General features: G+C 74.8%; 15 protein-coding genes, 1 tRNA gene and 1 pseudogene. 2 read left to right on the top strand and 15 right to left on the bottom strand.

Annotation, left to right across the window (positions count from 1 at the left end; translation table 11 throughout):
- Positions 1–54: 54 nt before the first annotated feature.
- The 9 genes from ACFYZF_RS23245 to ACFYZF_RS23205 all read right to left on the bottom strand — a co-directional run bounded on the left by ACFYZF_RS23245 (position 55) and on the right by ACFYZF_RS23205 (position 10,171).
- A complete protein-coding gene (locus ACFYZF_RS23245; RefSeq protein ID WP_387024262.1) occupies positions 55–240 on the bottom strand; it encodes a hypothetical protein in 186 nt (61 codons plus the stop codon).
- A gap of 74 nt (positions 241–314) precedes the next feature.
- Positions 315–512 carry a hypothetical protein gene (locus ACFYZF_RS23240; RefSeq protein ID WP_007071112.1) on the bottom strand — a complete coding sequence of 66 codons (198 nt, stop codon included), beginning with the start codon at positions 510–512 and terminating at the stop codon, positions 315–317.
- A 109-nt stretch (positions 513–621) separates the two neighbouring features.
- Positions 622–2,400, bottom strand: a complete 1,779-nt coding sequence (gene selB / locus ACFYZF_RS23235; RefSeq protein WP_387024014.1) for a selenocysteine-specific translation elongation factor — start codon at positions 2,398–2,400, stop codon at positions 622–624.
- Position 2,401: 1 nt separating this feature from the next.
- Positions 2,402–3,700, bottom strand: coding sequence for an L-seryl-tRNA(Sec) selenium transferase (selA, locus tag ACFYZF_RS23230; RefSeq protein WP_387024012.1), 1,299 nt, complete (start codon positions 3,698–3,700; stop codon positions 2,402–2,404).
- A 22-nt stretch (positions 3,701–3,722) separates the two neighbouring features.
- Positions 3,723–3,818: transfer RNA gene (locus ACFYZF_RS23225), tRNA-Sec, on the bottom strand.
- 69 nt (positions 3,819–3,887) lie between these two features.
- Entirely contained in the window at positions 3,888–5,018 is a 1,131-nt protein-coding gene (gene nrfD / locus ACFYZF_RS23220; protein WP_387024010.1) for an NrfD/PsrC family molybdoenzyme membrane anchor subunit, read from the bottom strand.
- The gene (locus ACFYZF_RS23215; RefSeq protein ID WP_387024009.1) at positions 5,015–6,058 is read right to left on the bottom strand and encodes a 4Fe-4S dicluster domain-containing protein; all 1,044 of its coding nucleotides are present in this window, start codon (positions 6,056–6,058) and stop codon (positions 5,015–5,017) included. Before ACFYZF_RS23215 ends, nrfD begins: the two co-directional genes overlap by 4 nt.
- Complete coding sequence (gene fdh, locus ACFYZF_RS23210; protein WP_387024007.1) at positions 6,051–9,380, bottom strand: formate dehydrogenase; 3,330 nt, start codon at positions 9,378–9,380, stop codon at positions 6,051–6,053. Before fdh ends, ACFYZF_RS23215 begins: the two co-directional genes overlap by 8 nt.
- Positions 9,381–9,856: 476 nt before the next feature.
- Positions 9,857–10,171 carry a MazG-like family protein gene (locus ACFYZF_RS23205; protein ID WP_387024005.1) on the bottom strand — a complete coding sequence of 105 codons (315 nt, stop codon included), beginning with the start codon at positions 10,169–10,171 and terminating at the stop codon, positions 9,857–9,859.
- Between the two features lie 192 nt (positions 10,172–10,363).
- Here ACFYZF_RS23205 and ACFYZF_RS23200 point away from each other — a divergent pair, with 192 nt between their 5' ends.
- Entirely contained in the window at positions 10,364–11,308 is a 945-nt protein-coding gene (locus ACFYZF_RS23200; RefSeq protein ID WP_387024003.1) for an acyltransferase domain-containing protein, read from the top strand.
- A gap of 151 nt (positions 11,309–11,459) precedes the next feature.
- Here the strand turns inward: ACFYZF_RS23200 and ACFYZF_RS23195 are convergent, their stop codons facing one another.
- The 5 genes from ACFYZF_RS23195 to ACFYZF_RS23175 form a co-directional block, all read right to left on the bottom strand.
- Positions 11,460–12,191: a hypothetical protein gene (locus tag ACFYZF_RS23195; RefSeq protein WP_387024001.1), complete on the bottom strand. Its 732-nt coding sequence runs from the start codon at positions 12,189–12,191 to the stop codon at positions 11,460–11,462.
- Between the two features lie 285 nt (positions 12,192–12,476).
- On the bottom strand, positions 12,477–13,106 hold the full coding sequence (locus ACFYZF_RS23190; protein WP_387023999.1) for an MBL fold metallo-hydrolase: 630 nt from the start codon (positions 13,104–13,106) through the stop codon (positions 12,477–12,479).
- Positions 13,103–14,191 carry an S-(hydroxymethyl)mycothiol dehydrogenase gene (locus ACFYZF_RS23185; RefSeq protein ID WP_387023997.1) on the bottom strand — a complete coding sequence of 363 codons (1,089 nt, stop codon included), beginning with the start codon at positions 14,189–14,191 and terminating at the stop codon, positions 13,103–13,105. The genes ACFYZF_RS23190 and ACFYZF_RS23185 overlap by 4 nt, the downstream gene beginning before the upstream one ends.
- 178 nt (positions 14,192–14,369) lie before the next feature.
- The gene (locus ACFYZF_RS23180; RefSeq protein ID WP_387023995.1) at positions 14,370–15,707 is read right to left on the bottom strand and encodes a nitrate/nitrite transporter; all 1,338 of its coding nucleotides are present in this window, start codon (positions 15,705–15,707) and stop codon (positions 14,370–14,372) included.
- Entirely contained in the window at positions 15,704–16,366 is a 663-nt protein-coding gene (locus tag ACFYZF_RS23175; RefSeq protein ID WP_387023993.1) for a GntR family transcriptional regulator, read from the bottom strand. Before ACFYZF_RS23175 ends, ACFYZF_RS23180 begins: the two co-directional genes overlap by 4 nt.
- 262 nt (positions 16,367–16,628) lie before the next feature.
- Between ACFYZF_RS23175 and ACFYZF_RS23170 the strand changes: the two genes are divergently transcribed.
- Positions 16,629–18,074, top strand: a complete 1,446-nt coding sequence (locus ACFYZF_RS23170; protein ID WP_387023992.1) for a cryptochrome/photolyase family protein — start codon at positions 16,629–16,631, stop codon at positions 18,072–18,074.
- Positions 18,075–18,080: 6 nt separating this feature from the next.
- On the opposite strand, the pseudogene ACFYZF_RS23165 reads toward ACFYZF_RS23170, so the two are convergent.
- Positions 18,081–18,656: pseudogene (locus ACFYZF_RS23165) on the bottom strand (alpha/beta fold hydrolase); the annotation flags it as partial.
- Between the last annotated feature and the right edge of the window lie 148 nt (positions 18,657–18,804).

Below are 18,804 nucleotides of genomic sequence, written 5' to 3'. Positions count from 1 at the left end.
CCCGGTTCGGTGCACGCCCGCACCCGCCACCGGCGCCCCTGGGTGGACCGGCGGTCACTTGGTCGCGTTGTCGCCCGGCTTGGTCAGGTGCCAGGCCAGGGCGGCGGCCAGCACCGCGAGCACCACCACCCCGCCGGAGACCCCGCCGCCCTCGTCGGGGCTGCGACCCTTGCTGCCGAAGTAGATGACCGCGAGGCCGGCGAGCACCGTCACGACCGTCCGCATTCCTCGGTCCTTCACACCCCGCACGGTACGGAGACGACACCGGCCGACACTCCGGAACCGGGGACGGTTCCCCCGGACGGGGGGCCGGCTCAGTCGGTCTCCAGGTCGTCCAACGAGATGGCATGGGTCATCAACCAGCGGGCCAGGGCGGCCATCCCGAACAGCCACAACGGGGCCGACTCGGTGGGGCCGTTGGTGGCGAAGACGGCGAAGCGCAGGTCCGGTGCCCGGTACGCCTCGATCCGCCACCGGTGGCTCTTGTCCCGCCAGACCGCCGAAGGGTCCATGCCGCCACGCTAGGCCACGCCCGGCCCGACCGGGGCCGCGTCGCGGCGGAACCCCTCCACCCATGATCGTTCGCCGGGGACGGAGGAGGCCCCCGTGACGGTCAGCCGATCATGAAGCGGCCACGCCGGGCGGGGCGACGACTGTGCGGGCGTCGTCGGGCAGGCGCCGGGTGACGCCCCGCCGGTCCAGCAGCTCCAGCAGCGGCACAGCGACCCGGCGGGTCGTGTCCAGGGCCTGTCGGGCGGCGCTGAGGGTGAACGGCTGCGGCAGCCGGGCGAGGACCCGGGCCGCGTCGTCGACCGCGCCGGGCAGCAGCACCACGTTCTCCGCGAGCCGCAGCAGCTCTCCCGCGCGCACGGCCGCTCCGATCTCCCGGGGCCCGAGGCCCAGACCGGCGAGGCGGTCCGCCTCGGGGGCCTGGAACGGGCGGTCGCCGTACTCCGCGCGGACCCGGGCCACGGCCCGGGCCACCGGCTCCGGCAGCGCGTCCCCGGCGTCCTCGCCGACCCGGCCGGCGCGCACCCGCAACGGCGGGCGGACCAGCGCCTCCACCAGAGCCCGGTCGGGCAGGTCGAGGCGCTGACGCAGCACGTCGACCGGGACGCCCGGCTCCAGCGGGTGGGCGGCGACGTACCGGGCGGTCTCGTCGGCCAGCCGGGCGGCGAGGGCCCGCCAGTGGCCGGGGTCGGCCAACCAGTCCCCGGCGACCGGTGCGGCGGTGGTGACCGGCACCCCCATCCGGGTCAGCTCGCCCCGGCGAACCAGGAGCCGGCGACGCAACTCCCCGGCCAGGTCCGGCCGCCCGTCGAGGCCGGCGAGCACCCGGGCACGGGCGGCGGCGGCCCCCCGCCGGGTCAGCGGGGGCGGGGCCACGTCGAGGACGGTCACCCCACCGGCGACGTGGTGGCGGCCGGGGTCGCGCAGCAGCGCCCGGTCGCCGACGAGCAGCGGCAGCGGGCGGACCAGCCGCAGCCGGGCGGTGTCCGGGCCGAGCGGGCGGACCCGGGCGGTGACGGCTGCGGCGCCGACGTGCAGGGTGAGGGTGGCCGGCAGGTCGGCGGCCGGGTCCCCGGCGACCCGCACGTCGAGCAGGTCGGTGCGGCGGAACCGACCCGGGGTGAGCAGGGCGTCGCCGCGCCCCAGCCGCTCGCGGGGCACGTTGCGCAGGTTCACCGCCACCCGGGCCACCGCGTCGACCCGGGCGTGGGGTGCGCCGAGGCAGTGCAGGCCACGAACCCGCACCGGCTCGCCGGTGTCGGCCAGTTCGAGGTGGTCACCGACGGACAGCCGGCCGCCGCCGAGGGTGCCGGTCACGACCGTGCCGCTGCCCCGGACGGTGAAGGACCGGTCCACCCACAGCCGCACCGGGGCCCCGGCCGCCGGGTCGGGCAGCCGCGCCACGAGCCGGTCCAGGGCGTCCCGCAACTCGGGCAGGCCGGCCCCCGTGACCGCGCTGACCGCCACGGCGTCCACGGCTCCCAGGGAGGTGGCGGCGATCTCCGCGCGGGCGTGCGCCAGCGCCGGCCCCGGATCGGCCAGGTCCGCGCGGGTCACCACCAGCAGCCCGTACGCCACCCCGAGCGCGTGCAGCGCCGCCAGGTGCTCGGCCGACTGGGGCATCCACCCCTCGTCGGCGGCGACGACCAGCAGGGCGGCCGGGGCGGGGCCGACGCCGGCGAGCATGTTCGGCACGAACCGCTCGTGGCCGGGGACGTCGACGAACGCCACGGTGCCGCCGGAGGGCAGCGTGGTCCAGGCGAAGCCGAGGTCGATGGTCATGCCCCGGCGCCGCTCCTCTGCCCACCGGTCGGGCTCCATCCCGGTCAGCGCCCGGACCAGGGTCGACTTGCCGTGGTCGACGTGCCCGGCGGTGGCCACCACCCACACGTCAGGCGTCCACGGGCACGGTCAGGACCGCCACGCGCAGCGCGTCGTCGGCGGAGGCGGGGACGCAGCGCAGATCCAGCAGCAGCCGCCCCTGAGCCACCCGGCCAAGCACCGCCGGCGTGCCGGCGCGCAGCGGCCCCGCGTACCGCTCGGGCAGGGCCAGGGCCCACGAGTCCAGCTCGACGCCCGGCGCGCCGCCCCCGCCGACCACGGCGACGGCGGGCACCACCTCGGCCTTGCAGCCGTCGGCGGCCAGCCGGTCACGCAGCCCCTCGGTGCGCTGCCGCAGGGCCGCCGGGTCGGCGTGCAGTGCGGCCAGGGTGGGAGTGTCCGGGGTGTGCAGGGTGGCCGCGAGGGCAGCCAGGGTCAGCTTGTCGACCCGCAGGGCACGGGCGAGCGGGTGCCGGCGCAGCCGCTCGACCAGGTCGGCGTCGCCGAGCAGCAGCCCGGCCTGGGGGCCGCCGAGCAGCTTGTCGCCGCTGGCGGTGACCAGGTGGGCGCCGGCCCGCAGGGTGCTGGCCGCGTCCGGCTCGGCGGGCAGCAGCGGGTCTGCGGCGAGCAGCCCGGAGCCGATGTCGGCGACCACCGGCACGCCGAGGGTGGCCAGCCGGTCGACGCCGACGGCACTCGTGAACCCGGTGACCACGAAGTTCGACGGGTGGACCTTCAGCACGAATGCGGTGTCGGGGCCGATCGCGGCGGCGTAGTCGGCCAGGCTGGTGCGGTTGGTGGTGCCCACCTCGCGCAGCCGGGCGCCGGTGCTGGCCAGCAGTTCCGGCAGGCGGAAACCGTCACCGATCTCCACCAGCTCGCCCCGGCTGACCACGATCTCCCGGCCGGCGGCGAGGGCCGTGGCGGCGAGAACGAGGGCGGCGGCGCCGTTGTTGACCACGTGCACGGCACCCGCGTCGGGCACGGCGGCGGCGAGCGCGTCGAGGGCGCCCCTGCCGCGCCGGGCCCGCCGGCCGGTGGTCAGGTCCAGCTCCACGTCGGTGTGCCCGGCGGCGGCCACGAGGGCATCCACGGCGGCGGCGCAGAGCGCCGCCCGGCCGAGGTTGGTGTGCAGCACGACGCCGGTGGCGTTGAGCACCGCCCGAGGGGCGGGCGCGGGCAGGGCGTCGAGCACGGCGTCGCGTACCCGCTCGGGGGTGATCTCGCCGCGGCGGGCGCGGTCCTGGGCGGCGACGATCGCCGCCTTCACCCGGCCGCGGCCGAGCGTGGTGGCGGCGGCGGCCAGCCGCGGGTCGGCCAGCAGGAGATCTGTGCGCGGCACCCGCCGCCGTGGATCGGCGTCGCGCATCGCGTCCTCTCCTAGGGCTGCCTGGCGGAGACGGACGGGAATCGAACCCGCCTGGCCCGGGTACCGGACCACACCGGTTTTGAAGACCGGGAGGGGCACCAGCCGCCTGAACGCCTCCACCGGCTATTCGATCACAATGCCCGCCCGGCCGCGCGGGAAGGGCCTCAGCGTCCGCCGGGAGAGGGCCTCAGCCCTCGACGGCGGGGCGCTCCGCCTCGCGGCGGCGGATCCGTTCGCGCTGCGGGACGACCGTGTACTTCGGGTCGCGGGCGGAGGCGACGCCACCGTGGAAGATCCCGAACCGGGTGGCCACCGACGCGGCGAGCAGGGCGACGCCGGAAAGCCCGGACAGCACACGGCTGCGCCGGCCGACGAGCGCCCCGGCCACCCCGGCGGCGGTCAACGCCCGGCCGGCGCGCAGCAGCCGCCCGGACGTGCCGGTGCGGTAGGGCTCGCTGAGCAGACCGAGCCGGTGCTCCACCCGGTGCGAGCCCCACAGCTCCAGGGCCGCGCCGGCCACCGCCATCCGCCGGGCCGGGCCGGCCTGATCGCCGGGCGCGGCCAGCAGGCCCACGCCGGCGCCGCTGGCCAGGGCGCTACCCGCGAAGATCACCGGCAGTTCCGGGTACGCCTCGTGCCACGACGGCACGGCCGTGCCGGCCAGCAGCACCCCGGTGTACGTGGCCAGGGCCGGCGCGGTCGCGGCGGCCACCAGCCCGGCGGCCTGCCCGACCGGGGGCAGCAGCCTGCGGCCCAGCCCGAGCACGCCCCGCTCGGGCAGCCACGGCGCGGCCTCGGCGACGGCGGCGACCCCGGCTGCGGGGCCGAACACCGTGAGGATCCAGGTGCCCACCGACATCGGAGAGGTCACCTTCGCCACCCGCAGCATGTGGTGGAACCGGGCCGGCCGGCCCAAATCGTTGACGAGGAAGTACGCGCTGGCGCTCACCGCGGCCAGCGAGGTGAGCCGGCCGGCCCGGCGCAGCGCCGGCCGGCCGGTGAGCTGGCCGCCGGCGGCCAGCAGCGACGAGCCCGCGGCCAGCCCGCCGGTGAACAGGTACGCCGCGATGTCCCACTTCCACACCGGCGGCTTGAGCACCGGCCGGCCGTAGTAGGAGGTGAACTCGGCCGGTGGGACGTTGAGCTGTTCCCCGCCGCCGCCCCGCCCGCCGCCGCGCCGCCGCCGCTCCCCGGAGGAAGCCGAGCGGGGCTGGTCGGGGGTGAGGGCGGTGGGGACCCCGCCGGGCCGGCCGGTGGCGTCGAGGCGACCCAGGAAGCGGCGGAACCGGTCACCCACCGGGGGGCGGTGCGGGCTCACGAGGAACCTCCGACGAACGCAGCGACGGCAGCCGCCGTCATGACCAGGGCGGCCAGCCCGGCGCGCTTCCACATCCGGGGCAGGTCCCGGGTGGTGACCACCGGATCCGGGGGCAGCCCGTACACCTCGGGGGCGTCGAGGAGCAGGAAGAAAGCGCCGTCACCGCCGACGCCGTCGTTGGGGTCGTGGCCGTAGAGCTGGGCCTCCGGCACCCCCCGCTCGTGCAGGGTGGCCACCCGCTGGGCGGCCCGCTCCCGCAACTCGTCCAGCGGGCCGTACACGATGGACTCGGTGGGGCAGGCCTGCGCGCACGCCGGGGTGTTGCCGGCGCCGAGCCGGTCGTAGCACAGGGTGCACTTCCACGCCCGGCCGTCGCCCTTGCGCTGGTCGATCACCCCGTACGGGCAGGCGGAGATGCAGTAGCCGCAGCCGTTGCAGATGTCCTCCTGCACCACGACGGTGCCGAACTCGGTGCGGAACAGCGAGCCGGTGGGGCAGACGTCCAGGCAGGCGGCGTGGGTGCAGTGCTTGCACACGTCCGACATCATCAGCCAGCGGAAGTCGGTGCGTTCGGCCACGCCGGTGGCCCGGCCGGGCGGCTGGGCGCCGGGCATGCCGAGGAACTCGGGCCCGGCGGCCATCCGGGCGGCGGCGACCGGATCGCCCGGCGGCAGCCCGGGTTCCGTGCCGGTGTCGTCGGCTGTCCCGGCGGCCACCGCCGCCGACGCGGCGCTGACCGACCCGGCGGTGGGATAGCCGGCGAACGGCGGGGTGCGGTGCCCGGCCGGGCTGGGCTGCTCGACGAACGCCACGTGCCGCCACGAGTTCGCGGTCAACGCGCCGGTGTTGTCGTACGACATGCCGAGCAGGTCCAATCCGGAACCCGGCACGTCGTTCCACTCCTTGCAGGCCACCTCGCACGCCTTGCAGCCGATGCAGACGCTGGTGTCGGTGAAGAAGCCCATCCGGGGGCGGGCGTCGGTCCAGCCGGCGTCCGGGGCCGGGTCCAGCGGCCCGTAGAAGCTGTTGGCGTCAGGCATCCTCGTCCCTCTTCTCGCCCGCCGACGCCTCCGGTGAGCGCCCGTCCGGGTTGCCGGCCGCGTTGCCGTCGCCCACCGCGTCGGTGGTGACCAGCGGGACCCTCCGGTCCACGGTCATCCCGGCCCGCCGCCGGTAGTCGGCGACCAGGTCGAGCAGGACCGGCCCGGTGGGCCGCCGGCCGGGCCGCACGTCGCAGGTGCCGACCTTGCTCTCCTGGATCAGCACGTTCGGGTCCAGGGTGATGCCGAACAGGTCGTTGGCCGAGTCCCCGGTGACCAGCCCCTCGGTGCCGAAGTGGTACGGCAGCCAGAGCTGGTGGATGATCCGCCCGTCCACCCGCAGCGGGGTGAGCCGGTCGGTGACCAGCACCTTCGCCTCGATCACCGCCCGGCCGCTGACCATGTGCGCCCAGCCCAGGTGGGCCAGCCCGACCTCGGCGGCCAACTCCGGGGACACCTCCACGAACATCTCCGGCTGCAACTCCGCCAGGGGCCGCACGGTGCGGCTCATCCCGCCGGCCGTGTGGTGCTCGGTGAGCCGGCTGACCGTGAACACGTACGGGAAGACGTCGCTGTGCGCCTCCGGCGGGCTCGGGTTCATCGGGTTCACCGGGTGCTCGTAGACCTTGCGGGCCGGGTTGGCCTGCTGGCCGTACATCGGGTTGCGCATCGGGGACTCGGCCGGCTCGTAGTGCGTCGGCAGCGGGCCGTCGAGCACCCCGCGAGGCGCGTACAGCCAGGCCTTGCCGTCGCTCTGCATGATGAACGGGTCGTCGCCGGCGATCCCGTCCGGCCCGGCGGTGCCCTCCGGCGGACGGTACGTCGGCGGCTTGTTCTTCTCGAAGTCCGGCACGTCGTAGCCGGTCCACTCCGCCTTCTCCGGGTCCCACCAGACGTAGCGCTTGCGTTCGCTCCACGGCCGGCCCTGCGGGTCGGCGGAGGCGCGGTTGTACAGGGTGCGACGGTTCGCCGGCCACGCCCAGCCCCACTCGGCGGCCACCCAGTCCTGCTCGTGCCGGGACTTGCGCCGGGCTGCCTGGTTGACGCCGTCGGCGTACACGCCGGTGTAGATCCAGCAGCCGATGGCGGTGGAGCCGTCGTCGCGCGCCTCGGTGAACGCGGACAGCGGCCGGCCGGAGGCCGTGTCGTAGCCGTTGATCTCGCGCAGCACCGCCTCGGCGCTGGGCTCGGCCAGGTCACCATGGGTCGGGTAGTCCCAGGCCAGGTCGAGCAGCGCCCGGTCGCGCCGGTGGGGGGAGCCGGCCAACTTCTCCCGCAGCTTGCGGCCCAGGTGGTAGAAGAACCACAGTTCGGAGCGGGCGTCGCCCGGCGGGTCGACGGCCTTCTCCCGCCACTGGAGCAGCCGCTGGGTCTGGGTGAAGGTGCCGTCCTTCTCCACGTGCGACGCCGCGGGCAGGAAGAACACCTCCGTGCGGCACTCCTGCGGCACGATCTCGCCGGTGGCCACCTCGGGGCTGTTCTTCCAGAACGTGGCGCTCTCGATCAGGAACAGGTCCCGCACGACCAGCCAGTCGAGGTTGGCCATGCCGAGCCGCTGGGCCTTACCGTGCGCGGAGCCGACGGCCGGGTTCTGGCCGAGCAGGAAATATCCCTTGATCTTCCCGTCGATCATGTTGAGCACCTGCTGGTACGTGCCATGGTCGCCGGTCATCCGGGGCATGTACCCGTAGCAGAAGTCGTTGTCCGGCGTCGCCGCGTCGCCCCAGTACGCCTTGAGCAGGCTCGTCGCGAACGCCCGGGAGTTGCCCCAGAAACCCTTCTGACCGGGGTGGCTGATGCTGCCCACCCAGTCGTCGAAGGTCTCGTGGTCGGCGTGGTGCGGCATCGGCAGGTAGCCGGGCAGCAGGTTGAACAGGGTCGGGATGTCGGTCGAGCCCTGGATGCTGGCGTGCCCGCGCAGTGCCAGGATGCCGCCGCCCGGCCGGCCCATGTTGCCCAGCAGGGTCTGGATGATCGCGCCGGTGCGGATGTACTGCACGCCGACGCTGTGCTGCGTCCAGCCCACCGAGTAGACCAGCGCGCCGGTGCGCTCCCGGCCGGAGTTCTCCGTCCAGGCGCGGGCCAGCTCTAGGAACCTCTCCTGCGGGACCCCGCAGACCCGCTCGACCATCTCCGGGGTGTACCGGGAGAAGTGCCGCCGCAGGATCTGGTAGACGCAGCGCGGGTGCTGCAACGTCTCGTCCCGCCGGGTCTGCCCCGACGTGGGCACGCCGTGCGACTCGTGCTCCAGGCCGGCCGCGCTGTCCCGTTCCTTCCCGGTGTCCTCTCCCCCGGAGTTGCGCTCGTGGCCCTCGTACTGCCAGCTCGCCTGGTCGTACGAGTTGGTCTCGGTGTTGTAGCCGGAGAAGAGGCCGTCCAGGTCCTCGGTGTCGAGGAACTGCTCGCTGACGATCGCCGCCGCGTTGGTGTACGCCAGCACGTACTCCCGGAAGTCCAGCTCGTTCTCCAGGATGTACCGCACCACGCCGCCGAGCAGCGCGATGTCGGTGCCCGCCCGGATCGGCAGGTAGGTGTCGGCGACCGCGCTGGTCCGGGTGAACCGGGGGTCGACGTGGAAGACCTTGGCGCCGCGCTTCTTGGCCTCCATCACCCACTGGAAGCCCACCGGGTGGGCCTCCGCCATGTTGGAACCCTGGATGACGATGACGTCAGCGTTGACCAGGTCCTGCTGGAAGTCCGTCGCGCCGCCGCGACCGAAGCTGGTCCCCAGACCGGGGACGGTGGCGGAGTGTCAAATGCGGGCCTGGTTCTCGATCTGGAGCGCCCCCATCGCCGTGAACAGCTTCTTGATGAGGTAGTTCTCCTCGTTGTCCAGCGTCGCCCCGCCCAGGCTGGCAATGCCCAGCGTGCGGTTCAGCGGCCGACCGGCGTCGTCGACGTCCTCCCAGGTCTCCTCACGGGCGGCGAGGATCCGGTCGGAGATCATGTCGACGGCGGTCTCGAGGTCCAGGTCCTCCCACTCGGTCGCGTACGGCCGGCGGTAACGGACAGTGGTCTGCCGCAGCGGGCTGGTGACCAGCGACTTGCTGGCCGAGCCCTTCGGGCAGAGCCGGCCACGGGAGATCGGGCTGTCCGGGTCCCCCTCGATCTGGGTTACCCGCCCGTCGGTGACGAAGACCCGCTGGCCGCAGCCGACCGCGCAGTACGGGCAGACCGACCGGGCCACGCTGTCGGCGGTCTCGGTGCGCGCGGTCAGCGTCGCCGAGCGGGCCGACTGGGCCGCCGCGCCCCGGCCGAGCGGGTCGGTGCCGGTGAGCTGCCGGTAGACCGGCCAGCCCTGGATGAAGGTCCGCAGACCCATCCCGAAGCACCCCCTCCCCCGTTCGACGGACGCTGACCTCCTGAACATAGGCCAGGCCGGCCCGGGTCGTGTCCCCGGCCCGGATCTTTTCCGCCGTGCGGAACCCCGGGTCACCGGTCCGGGCGGTTCGACCGGGGCGAGGACGGCCCGCCGGGCCGGGCTTCCCGCCAGCAGGGCCCACCCCCGTTACGGGTCGCCGCTGGGCCTGGGGCACGAAACCGCCCCCGGCCGTCGGGCCGGGGGCGGTTCGGTGTCGGTGTGCAGGTCGCCTCTCGGCGCGTGGCACGACGCGGCTCCAGCCGGACGGTATTCCGCGAAGGCAATTCAGGTGAGGCCCGGGGACACTGAGCACACCGACACTTGCTACAACCTACCCACCCCACGGGCTGTTCCAGCCGTCCGGGGTAATCCACCTCACGTGCTGACCGCTCGCCGGCGATCGGGTGGACGCCACCGCGCGCCGCGCCCGGACGCGCTCACCCGGTGCCCGTGCGGGCGCGGACCTTGGCGGCGCAGGCGTGCAGCAGGGCCCGCGGGTCGAGGCCAAGGCTCTCGATCGCCACCAGGGCGGTGAACGCCACGTCGGCCAGTTCGGCCGCGACGTCCTCGCGGCTGTGCGTCACCCCCTTGCGCGGGTTCTGGCCCAGCGCCCCGATCCACGCCCCGGCGACTTCTCCGGCCTCCTCGGTCAGCTTGAGGATCCGGCAGGTCAGCTCCGCGTCCCCGGTGCCGTTGGCGGCGTCCAACCAGCCCCGCGACGCCTGCACCGAATTCCAGATCGACTCGTCCATCGGTCCAGTGAACCCGACAAGGAGAACTTGTTCGCGTTCGCATCGCCGTCACCGGGCAGATCCTCGGGCAGGTTCTTGGCGGTCGCCGGCTTGCCCCCCGCCCCCGGCGTTGGCGGACCGGGTCGCCGTGGCGGGATTCGCCCGAGCGGTACGGGCCGGGGAAGACGCCGACCGGCCGGTAGGGTCGTCCGCGTGGATCTGGACGACACCGCCGCCCGGCTCGGGGTACCCGTCGAGGACGTCGACCGCATGCACCGGCTCGCCGGCGACCGGCCGTCGGCTCCGCTGCCGGCCAAGGCCGACGCGCCCGCGATCCTCGACCGGCTCGCAGTCCGGCCGGACGACGCCGCCGAGATCATGGCGGGCTGGCCCGACCCCCACTCTGCACTCTGGACTCCGGAGCTGCGCTGGCTGCTCGACCGCTCGACCGCCCTGGTCCGCGCCGATCTCGGGGGCCACGGCTGGCTGTCGCCCGGTCCGGCGCTGCCGCGCGAACGGGGCCCCGCCTGGCGGCATCTCTACGTGTACGCGTACCTGGCCCTGGTCGACGTCGTCACCGGATACCACCGCGACCACGGCATCGCCGATGCCGTGTCGTGGGCGACCCTCGCGGACCTGGGCCGCAACCTCGCGATCGACCGGCGGATGCACCGCGAGGGCTGGCCGGTCATGCAGAGCTGGCTGACGCTGCACGCGCGCGGCGGCATCTACGAGCTGGGCCGGTTGCAGCACCAGCGCGGCGGCACCGCCATCGACCTGCACATCCCCGAGTCGGGACCGATGACCCCGGAAGCGGTCGCGGCGTCGCTCGACGAGGCCCGCGCGTTCTTCCCGCGCCACTTCCCCGACGAGCGCTACACGGCGTTCTCCTGCGGCTCGTGGCTGCTCGACCCGCAACTGCTGGAGTACCTGCCCGAGGACTCCAACATCGTCCGGTTCCAGCGGAGGTTCGAGCTGGAGCCCCACGAGGAGCCGGAAGGGCTGAACGCCGACGTCGAGGTGCTGCGGTTCGTGTTCCGCACCCTGACCACGCCGCTCGACCAGCTGCCGCGCCACACCGTGCTCCAGCGGGCGATCGTCGACCACCTCAGGGCCGGCCGCCACTGGCACGTCCGCCGCGGCCGCTTCGCGGTCTAGCCCCGGCGCACCGAACCGGACGTCCGACCCGACCGACCCCAGAGGGGCGGGCATCGGGCGGGGGCAGCGCATCCGCGACGACCCGGTGTCGACCACGACAAGGCCCCGGCCGGCCCCGTGAAGGGCCGGCCGGGGCCGGGTCAGGACTGCGTCACCAGAGCTGCTGCACGACGTCCGCAGCCTGCTCCTCCCACTGTGCGTACGCGTACGGGTACGCCGACACCTGCACCGTCTGCGCGGCGGCGGTCAGTGGCAGCTCGTTCCAACCGCCCACGTTCTTCAGGGCGTCGAAGAACGCCTCGGAGGCGTACTCCGGGTCGGTGATCTCGTCGGGCGAGCCCCAACCCGACGAGGGGCGCTGCTGGAACAGGCCCTGCGAGTCGTGGTCGTTGTACGCCCCCAGGTGGCCCAGGTTGTACAGCTTCGACTCCTGCAGGGAGGTGGCCACACCGATCACCGCGCCCCGCTCGCCGACGCCGGTCTCCTTGGCTGCCTTGATGATCGCCTTGGCGTTCTCGAGCTGCGCGTCGTCGAGGGGGATACGCGACTGGGCGCCCTCAAGGCCGTGCGGGATCAGTTCGTCCCGGTCCGGCTTCTCGGCCGGCGTCGTGCTGCTGATGCTCTCGCCGGTCGTCAGCGCGGATTCGACGGTGGCGCCCTCGCGGTTCTTGCCGGTCGCCAGGTCGATCGCGGCCACCGCACCGGCGTGCGGGCCGCTGGTGACCGGCGCGGCGACGGCCATGGGGCCGAACGCCAGGCCGCCGAGGACGGCGACGCCGGCGACGCTCAGGACGATCCTGCGGTTCGGGGTCCTCGCGATGGTCGGGATCCGGTCGGTGGTCTTCGCGATGGCCGGGAGCCATCGAGTGAAGTCAACCTTCACGATGGTTGCCCTTTCGATCGTTGCGACGCGCTCCGGGTTGAGCGCCCCTCGGGGGGACCGCTCGCCGTAGGGGTCTACCGGCGGACGGTACGGGGGACACAACCAGCCCCGCGTGTCCGTCATTCCGGATATGTGGGGCACCGGCCCGGGCTGCGACCCCGGTCACGCCCAGGATCGGTCAACCCGGACACGGGCGGTCACCGGGCGCGCGGCCCCCCGAACCGAACGAGCAGATGTCGGCCCGCCCCGGCCGGAACGCCGGCCGGGGCGGGTGTCGGGCGGATGTCAGTGACCCCGGGCGATCCACTCGTCGAGGTGCGGGGCCTCGGCGCCGACGGTGGTGCTGTCGCCGTGGCCGGTGTGCACGACCGTCTCCGGCGGCAGGGTGAGCAGCCGGGTGCGGATCGAGTCGACGATGGTGCCGAAGTCGCTGTACGAGCGGCCGGTGGCGCCCGGTCCGCCGGCGAACAGGGTGTCACCGGTGAAGACCACACCGAGCTGCGGGGCGTACAGGCTGCACGCGCCGGGGCTGTGGCCGGGGGTGTGCAGCACCCGCAGGCCGGTGCCGGCCACCTCGATCGTGGCCCCGTCGCGCAGCTCCCCGTCGGGGGCCGTGTCCGGGTGCACCAGGTCCCACAGCACCCGGTCGTCGGGGTGCAGCAGCACCGGCGCGCCGGTGGCCCGGGACAGCTCCGGGGCCACCCGGACGTGGTCGTCGTGGGCGTGGGTGGCCACGATCGCCACCACCCGGCGCCGGCCGACGGCGCGCAGGATCGTGTCGACGTCGTGCGGGGCGTCGACGACGAGGCACTCGCTGTCGTCGCCGACCACCCAGACGTTGTTGTCGACGTCGAAGGTCTGCCCGTCGAGGGAGAACGTTCCGGAGGTGACGGTGTGGTCGACGCGGACGGTCACGGGAAGACCACCACCGAGCGCAGCACGTCGCCGTGGTGCATCCGGGTGAACGCCTCCTCGACCTGGTCCAGGGCGATCTCCTCGGTGACGAACGCGTCCAGGTCGAGCCGGCCCTGCAGGTAGAGCTCGGTGAGCATGGGGAAGTCGCGGCTGGGCAGGCAGTCGCCGTACCAGCTCGACTTGAGCGCGCCGCCGCGGCCGAAGACGTCCAGCAGCGGCACGTCGACGGTCATCTCGGGGGTCGGCACGCCGACCAGCACGACCGTCCCGGCGAGGTCGCGGGCGTGGAACGCCTGCTTCCAGGTCTCCGGCCGGCCGACGGCGTCGATGACGACGTCGGCGCCGAAGCCGCCGGTGGCGGCACGGATCGCCTCGACCGGGTCGTCCTCCGAGGCGTTGACCGTGTGGGTGGCGCCGAACTTCCGGGCCCAGTCGAGCTTGCGGGAGTCGGTGTCCACGGCGATGATCGTCGTCGCCCCGGCCAGGGCCGCGCCGGCGACGGCTGCGTCACCGACCCCGCCGCAGCCGATGACGGCCACGGAGTCACCACGGGTGACCCCGCCGGTGTTCATCGCCGCGCCGAGGCCGGCCATCACTCCGCAGCCGAGCAGGCCGACGACGGCGGGCCGGGCCGCCGGGTTGACCTTGGTGCACTGTCCGGCATGGACGAGGGTCTTCTCGGCGAAGGCCCCGATGCCCAGGGCCGGGGACAGCTCGGTGCCGTCGGTGAGGGTCATCTTCCGGGCCGCGTTGTGGGTGGCGAAGCAGTACCACGGCCGGCCCCGCCGGCAGGCGCGGCAGACCCCGCAGACGGCCCGCCAGTTGAGCACCACGAAGTCGCCCGGCGCGACGTCGGTGACGCCCTCACCCACCTGTTCGACGATGCCGGCCGCCTCGTGCCCGAGCAGGAACGGGTACTCGTCGTTGATCCCGCCCTCGCGGTAGTGCAGGTCGGTGTGGCAGACCCCGCAGGCCTGGACGCGGACCACCGCCTCGCCGGGCCCCGGGTCGGGCACCACGATCGTGGTGACCTCGACCGGCGCGCCCTTGCGCCGTGAAATGACTCCCCGGACTTCCTGGCTCACGTTCTCCTCCTGCTCCACCGCTGTCGATGCCGGCGGCCCGCGGTGGGCGGGACGACGACGGAGAGCGCCACCGGGCGGATACGCCACGTCGATCACGCTCCCCGGCGAAACTACCGCCGATCACCGTGCCGAGCCCAGCAACGTCCGACGCTTACCACGGCCGAGGCCGCGGGGGTGATCACGCGGGTCGATGGGCCGGCGCGGGCTGCGTGACCGGGACTACGTCGAGGGCGAGGTCGGCGAGGTGGCGGCGGGCGGCGTTGCGGTAGCGCAGCACCTGGACCGCGCCGAGCGCCCACAGGACGTATTGCACGGCGAAGGCCCACCGGAAGGCGGTCAGGTCCGGCGCGGCACGGCCTGCGGGGGTGGCCAGATCCAACACGACCCCGATGGCCAGCACCAGGGCGATCGAGGCGGCGAAGCCGCCCACGTTCACGATGCCGGTGGCGCTGCCGAGCCTGCTGGCCGGGTTGAAGGTGCGGGCGTAGTCGAAGCCGATGGCCGAGCCGGGGCCGTTGGCGGCCAGCACCACGACCAGGGCGACCAGCAGCCAGCCCGGGGCGCGGCCGGGCCAGGCCAGCACCACCGCCCAGATCGCGGCGGTGGCCGCGGTGACGGTGAACACCAGCACCGAGCGGCGGAACGGGTGCCGGGCGCACAGGTGGGCGATCAGCGGCCCGGTCAGCAGACCGGCCAGGGTCATCAGGGTGAGCAGGGAGGCTGCGGCGGTGGGCGACATCCCCTGCCCCTGCACGAGGAACGGGTACCCCCACAGCAGCGCGAACACCGAGCCGGAGAACTGGGTGACGAAGTGCGTCCACAACCCCAGCCGGGTGCCGGGCTGGGCCCAGGCGGCGGCCAGTTCCCGGCGTACGGTGGCCAGGTCGGGGGTGGGCGCGGCGGTGTGCTCGCGGTGCGGGCTGTCCCTGACGGCCGCGACGACCATGGTGAGCACCGTCGCGCCGAGCGCGGCGGCGGCGAGGAACGCCGGGGTCCAGCCGGCGCGGTGCAGCAGGGCGACCAGCGGCACGGCGCCGAGGACCGCGCCGAACTGGCCGAAGGTGCAGGTGAGCTGCACCAGCATCGGGTTGCGTCGGCCGGGGAACCAGAACGCGACGATGCGCAGCACGCTGATGAAGGTCATCGCGTCGCCGAGGCCGACCAGCACCCGGGCGGCGACGGCGAGCCCGACGTCGGTGGCCACCGCGAAGCAGAGCTGGCCGGCGACCATCAGCACCCCGCCGGCGATCAGTAGCCGACGGGAGCCGAACCGGTCGAGCAGCACCCCCACCGGCACCTGCATGGCGGCGTACACGGCGAGCTGGGCGACGGTGAAGATGGCCAGGGTGGAGGCGCTGATGTCGAAGCGGTGCGCGGCGTCGACCCCGGTGACGCCGAGGGAGCTGCGGTGGAACACCGCCGCCACGTACGCGCTGAGGGCCACCGCCCAGACCAGCGCGGCGGAGCGGCGGGGCGCGGCGGTCGGTGTCGGTGCGGCGGTGGCGGCGACGCTCACCGCAGGGTCCGCAGCACTGTCGCGGCGTTGTCGATGTGCGCGGCGACGCTGTCCAGCCAGGCCTGCGGATCGTCGCCGTCGAGGGCGGCGAGCTGGGCGGCGTGCTCGGTGATCGCCACCTCGGCCCAGCCGGGCGAGAGCCGGAAGCTGGCCTCGCCCATGCGTAGCTGGCGGTCGCGCAGCCGGTGGTACAGCTCGGCGAGGATCTCGTTGCCGGCAGCCTCGACCACGGTGGCGTGGAAGGCCCGGTCGGCGGACATCAGCGCGGTGACGTCGCCGGCGGCGTGGGCCTCGCGCATCCGGTCCAGCCAGCGGGTCAGGTCGGCCCGCAGCGTGGCGCGGCGGGGCCAGACCCGCTCGGCGGCGTGCAGCTCCACCAGCCGGCGGGCCTCGATCACGTCGACGATCTCCCGGGCGGACACGGGCCGGATCAGCGCGCCGCGCTTCGGGTAGAGGGTGACCAGCCCCTCGGCCTCCAACCGCAGCAGGGCCTCCCGGACCGGGGTGCGGGACATCCCGACCGCCTCGGCGATCTCCCCCTCGCTGATCAGCAGCCCGCCGGGGTAGACCTGTTCGAGGATCGACCGCTTCAGGTGCCGGTACGCCCGCTCCGCGGCGGAGGGGGCGACGGCGCGCGCCGCAGAGGTGGGATGCGTCATGTATCTATGGTGCGTCGCACCCCCTGCGGGCCGGAGCGCGGGCCGCCCGGACGTGGCCCGGGCCACGTCCGGGCCGAGGCCCAGGGGCGCCCGGGCGCGCGGGTGGACCCTTGGCGGCATCATCGCCGGCTACCGGCCCGGGTCGCGCCGCCGCGGCCCGGCTCGCCGCCTGGCGAGGAAGGGGGTGTTGTGTGGCGTGCGCCACTCCCGGGACACGCCGGCACGGCGGGCGACGCCCCGCCGCACTGGGCAGAATCGACGCATGTCTTCGCGCCGATGGCTGCTCGCCGATCAACTCGGGCCGCACTTCCTCGACGACGGGGCACAGCCGGTGCTGCTCGTGGAGGCCCGGGAGCTGTTCCGGCGGCGTCCCCTGCACCGGCAGAAGGCCCACCTGATCCTGTCCGCGTTGCGCCACCGGGCCGCAGAGCTGGGCGACCGGGCACTGCTGGTGCGGGCCGGGACGTTCCGGGAGGCCCTGGCCCGGGTCGACGGGCCCGTCGAGGTGTGCCACCCGCCGTCGCGGGCGGGTCTGGCCTTCGCCCGCTCCGTGCCGGGGCTGACGATCCTGCCGCCCCGGGGCTTCCTCATCAGCCGCGAACACTTCACCGCCTGGGCGGACGCGTACCGGCGGGGGCCGTTGCGGGTGGCCGAGTTCTACCGCTGGGCCCGCAGTGAGCACCGCGTGCTGGACGGCCCGCCGGGGCGGGTGCCGCGCCGGCCCCGGCGCTCCGGCGGCGCCGTCGCCCCCGCTCCCCCGCCGATCAGGGAGGACGAGATCGACGCGGAGGTACGCGACGATCTGGACCGGTGGGAGAAGGAGGGGATGCGGTTCGTCGGCCGGGACGGGCCGCGCCGCTACCCCGCCACGTACGCCGAGGCCGACGCCCGGCTGCGGCACTTCGTCCGGCACCGGCTGCCCGACCACGGCCGCTACCAGAAGGTGATGAGCGTCGGCGACCCGATGCTGGCGCACAGCGTGCTGTCGTCGTCGTTCAACCTGGGGCTGCTCGACCCGGCGGAGGCGATCCGGGCGGCCGAGGGCGCGTGGCGCGACGGGACCGCGTCGCTGTCGGCGGTGGAGCCGTTCATCCGAGGGCTGCTCGGCTGGCGGGAGTTCCTCTGGCAGCTCTACTGGTACTTCGAGCCCGCGTTCCGGGGCGGCAACTGGCTGGCCGCGACCGAGCCGCTGCCCGCCTGGTTCGCTGACCTGGACGCCGACGCCGTCGAGGCCCGCTGCCTGGCCGACGTGCTGGCCGGGGTGCGGGACGGGGCCTGGGCGCACCACTCGCAGCGGCTGCTGGTGCTCAGCAACTACGCGTTGCAGCGCGGCTGGCGGCCGGCGGAGCTGGCGGACTGGTTCAAGGGGTGTTTCGTCGACGGCGCCGACTGGGTGATGAACGCGACGGTGGTCGGCATGAGCCGGTACGCCGACCTGGGCCGGGTGGACACCCGCCCGTACGCGGTCGACGGCCGGTACATCGACGAGCTCAGCGACTACTGCGGTGGCTGCCGGTACCGGCCGGACGCCGTGCTCGGCGACCTGGCCTGCCCGTACACCGGGGGGTTCGACGCCTTTCTGCACCGCAACCGGGGACGGCTGGCCGGCGATCCGCGGCTCGCCGCGGAGCTGGCCGAGCGCGAGGACCCGCAGGTGCGGGAGGCGGTGCTGGCCCAGGAGGACAAGCGCGGCGGCAGCCCGCCCTGACCGCCCTCAGCCGTGCGCGGGGTGGTCGGCCCAGAAGTCGGTGACCAGCCGGTGGAACTCCTCGGCCCGCTCGACCTGCGGCAGGTGGCCGGTGTCGGCGAACAGGTGGGCGCGGGCCAGGGGCAGCCGGGCGCGGGCGGCGGCGAGGTGCGCGGCGGGCAGGATCAGGTCGTGGTCGCCCCAGACCACCAGGATGGGCAGGTCCAGCCGGGCCACGGCGTCGAGCAGTTCGGCGCGCCACCCGGGGGCGACGCCGCGGAACGTGCCGAGGCTGCCGGCGAGGTCCAGCATCACCCGGGCGGCGTGCGGTCGGCGGGCCGCCGCGAGGGCCCCGGCGAGGCGCGCCTGCGTGACGTGCCGCCGGTCGTGGAACAGGGCCCGCTCGGTGCGCCGGATCACGGCCCGGCTCGGCCGCAGCAGCAGCCGGCCGAGCGGGCGCAGTGCCAGCAGGCGCAGCGCGATCGTCACTTCCGCGCCGAATCCGGCGCTGTTGACCAGGACCAGGCTGGCCGCGCGGGCCGGGTCGTCGACGGCCAGCCGCATCGCGACCGCCCCGCCGAGGGAGTTGCCGACCAGGTGGGCGGGGCGGGGGGGGCGGGGCGGGGGGGGGGGGGGGGGGGGGGGGGGGGGGCGCCCCCCCGGGGGGGGGGGGGGGGCCCGCGCCCCCCCCCCGCCCCGACCGGGTCTCCGTCGCCGCCGTCAACGGCCCTGCCGCCGTGGTGCTGTCCGG

Origin of the sequence: Micromonospora sp. NPDC001898 (assembly GCF_042891255.1) — a bacterium.
GTDB lineage: Bacteria > Actinomycetota > Actinomycetes > Mycobacteriales > Micromonosporaceae > Micromonospora.
This window is presented reverse-complemented; position numbering and strand designations above follow the sequence as displayed.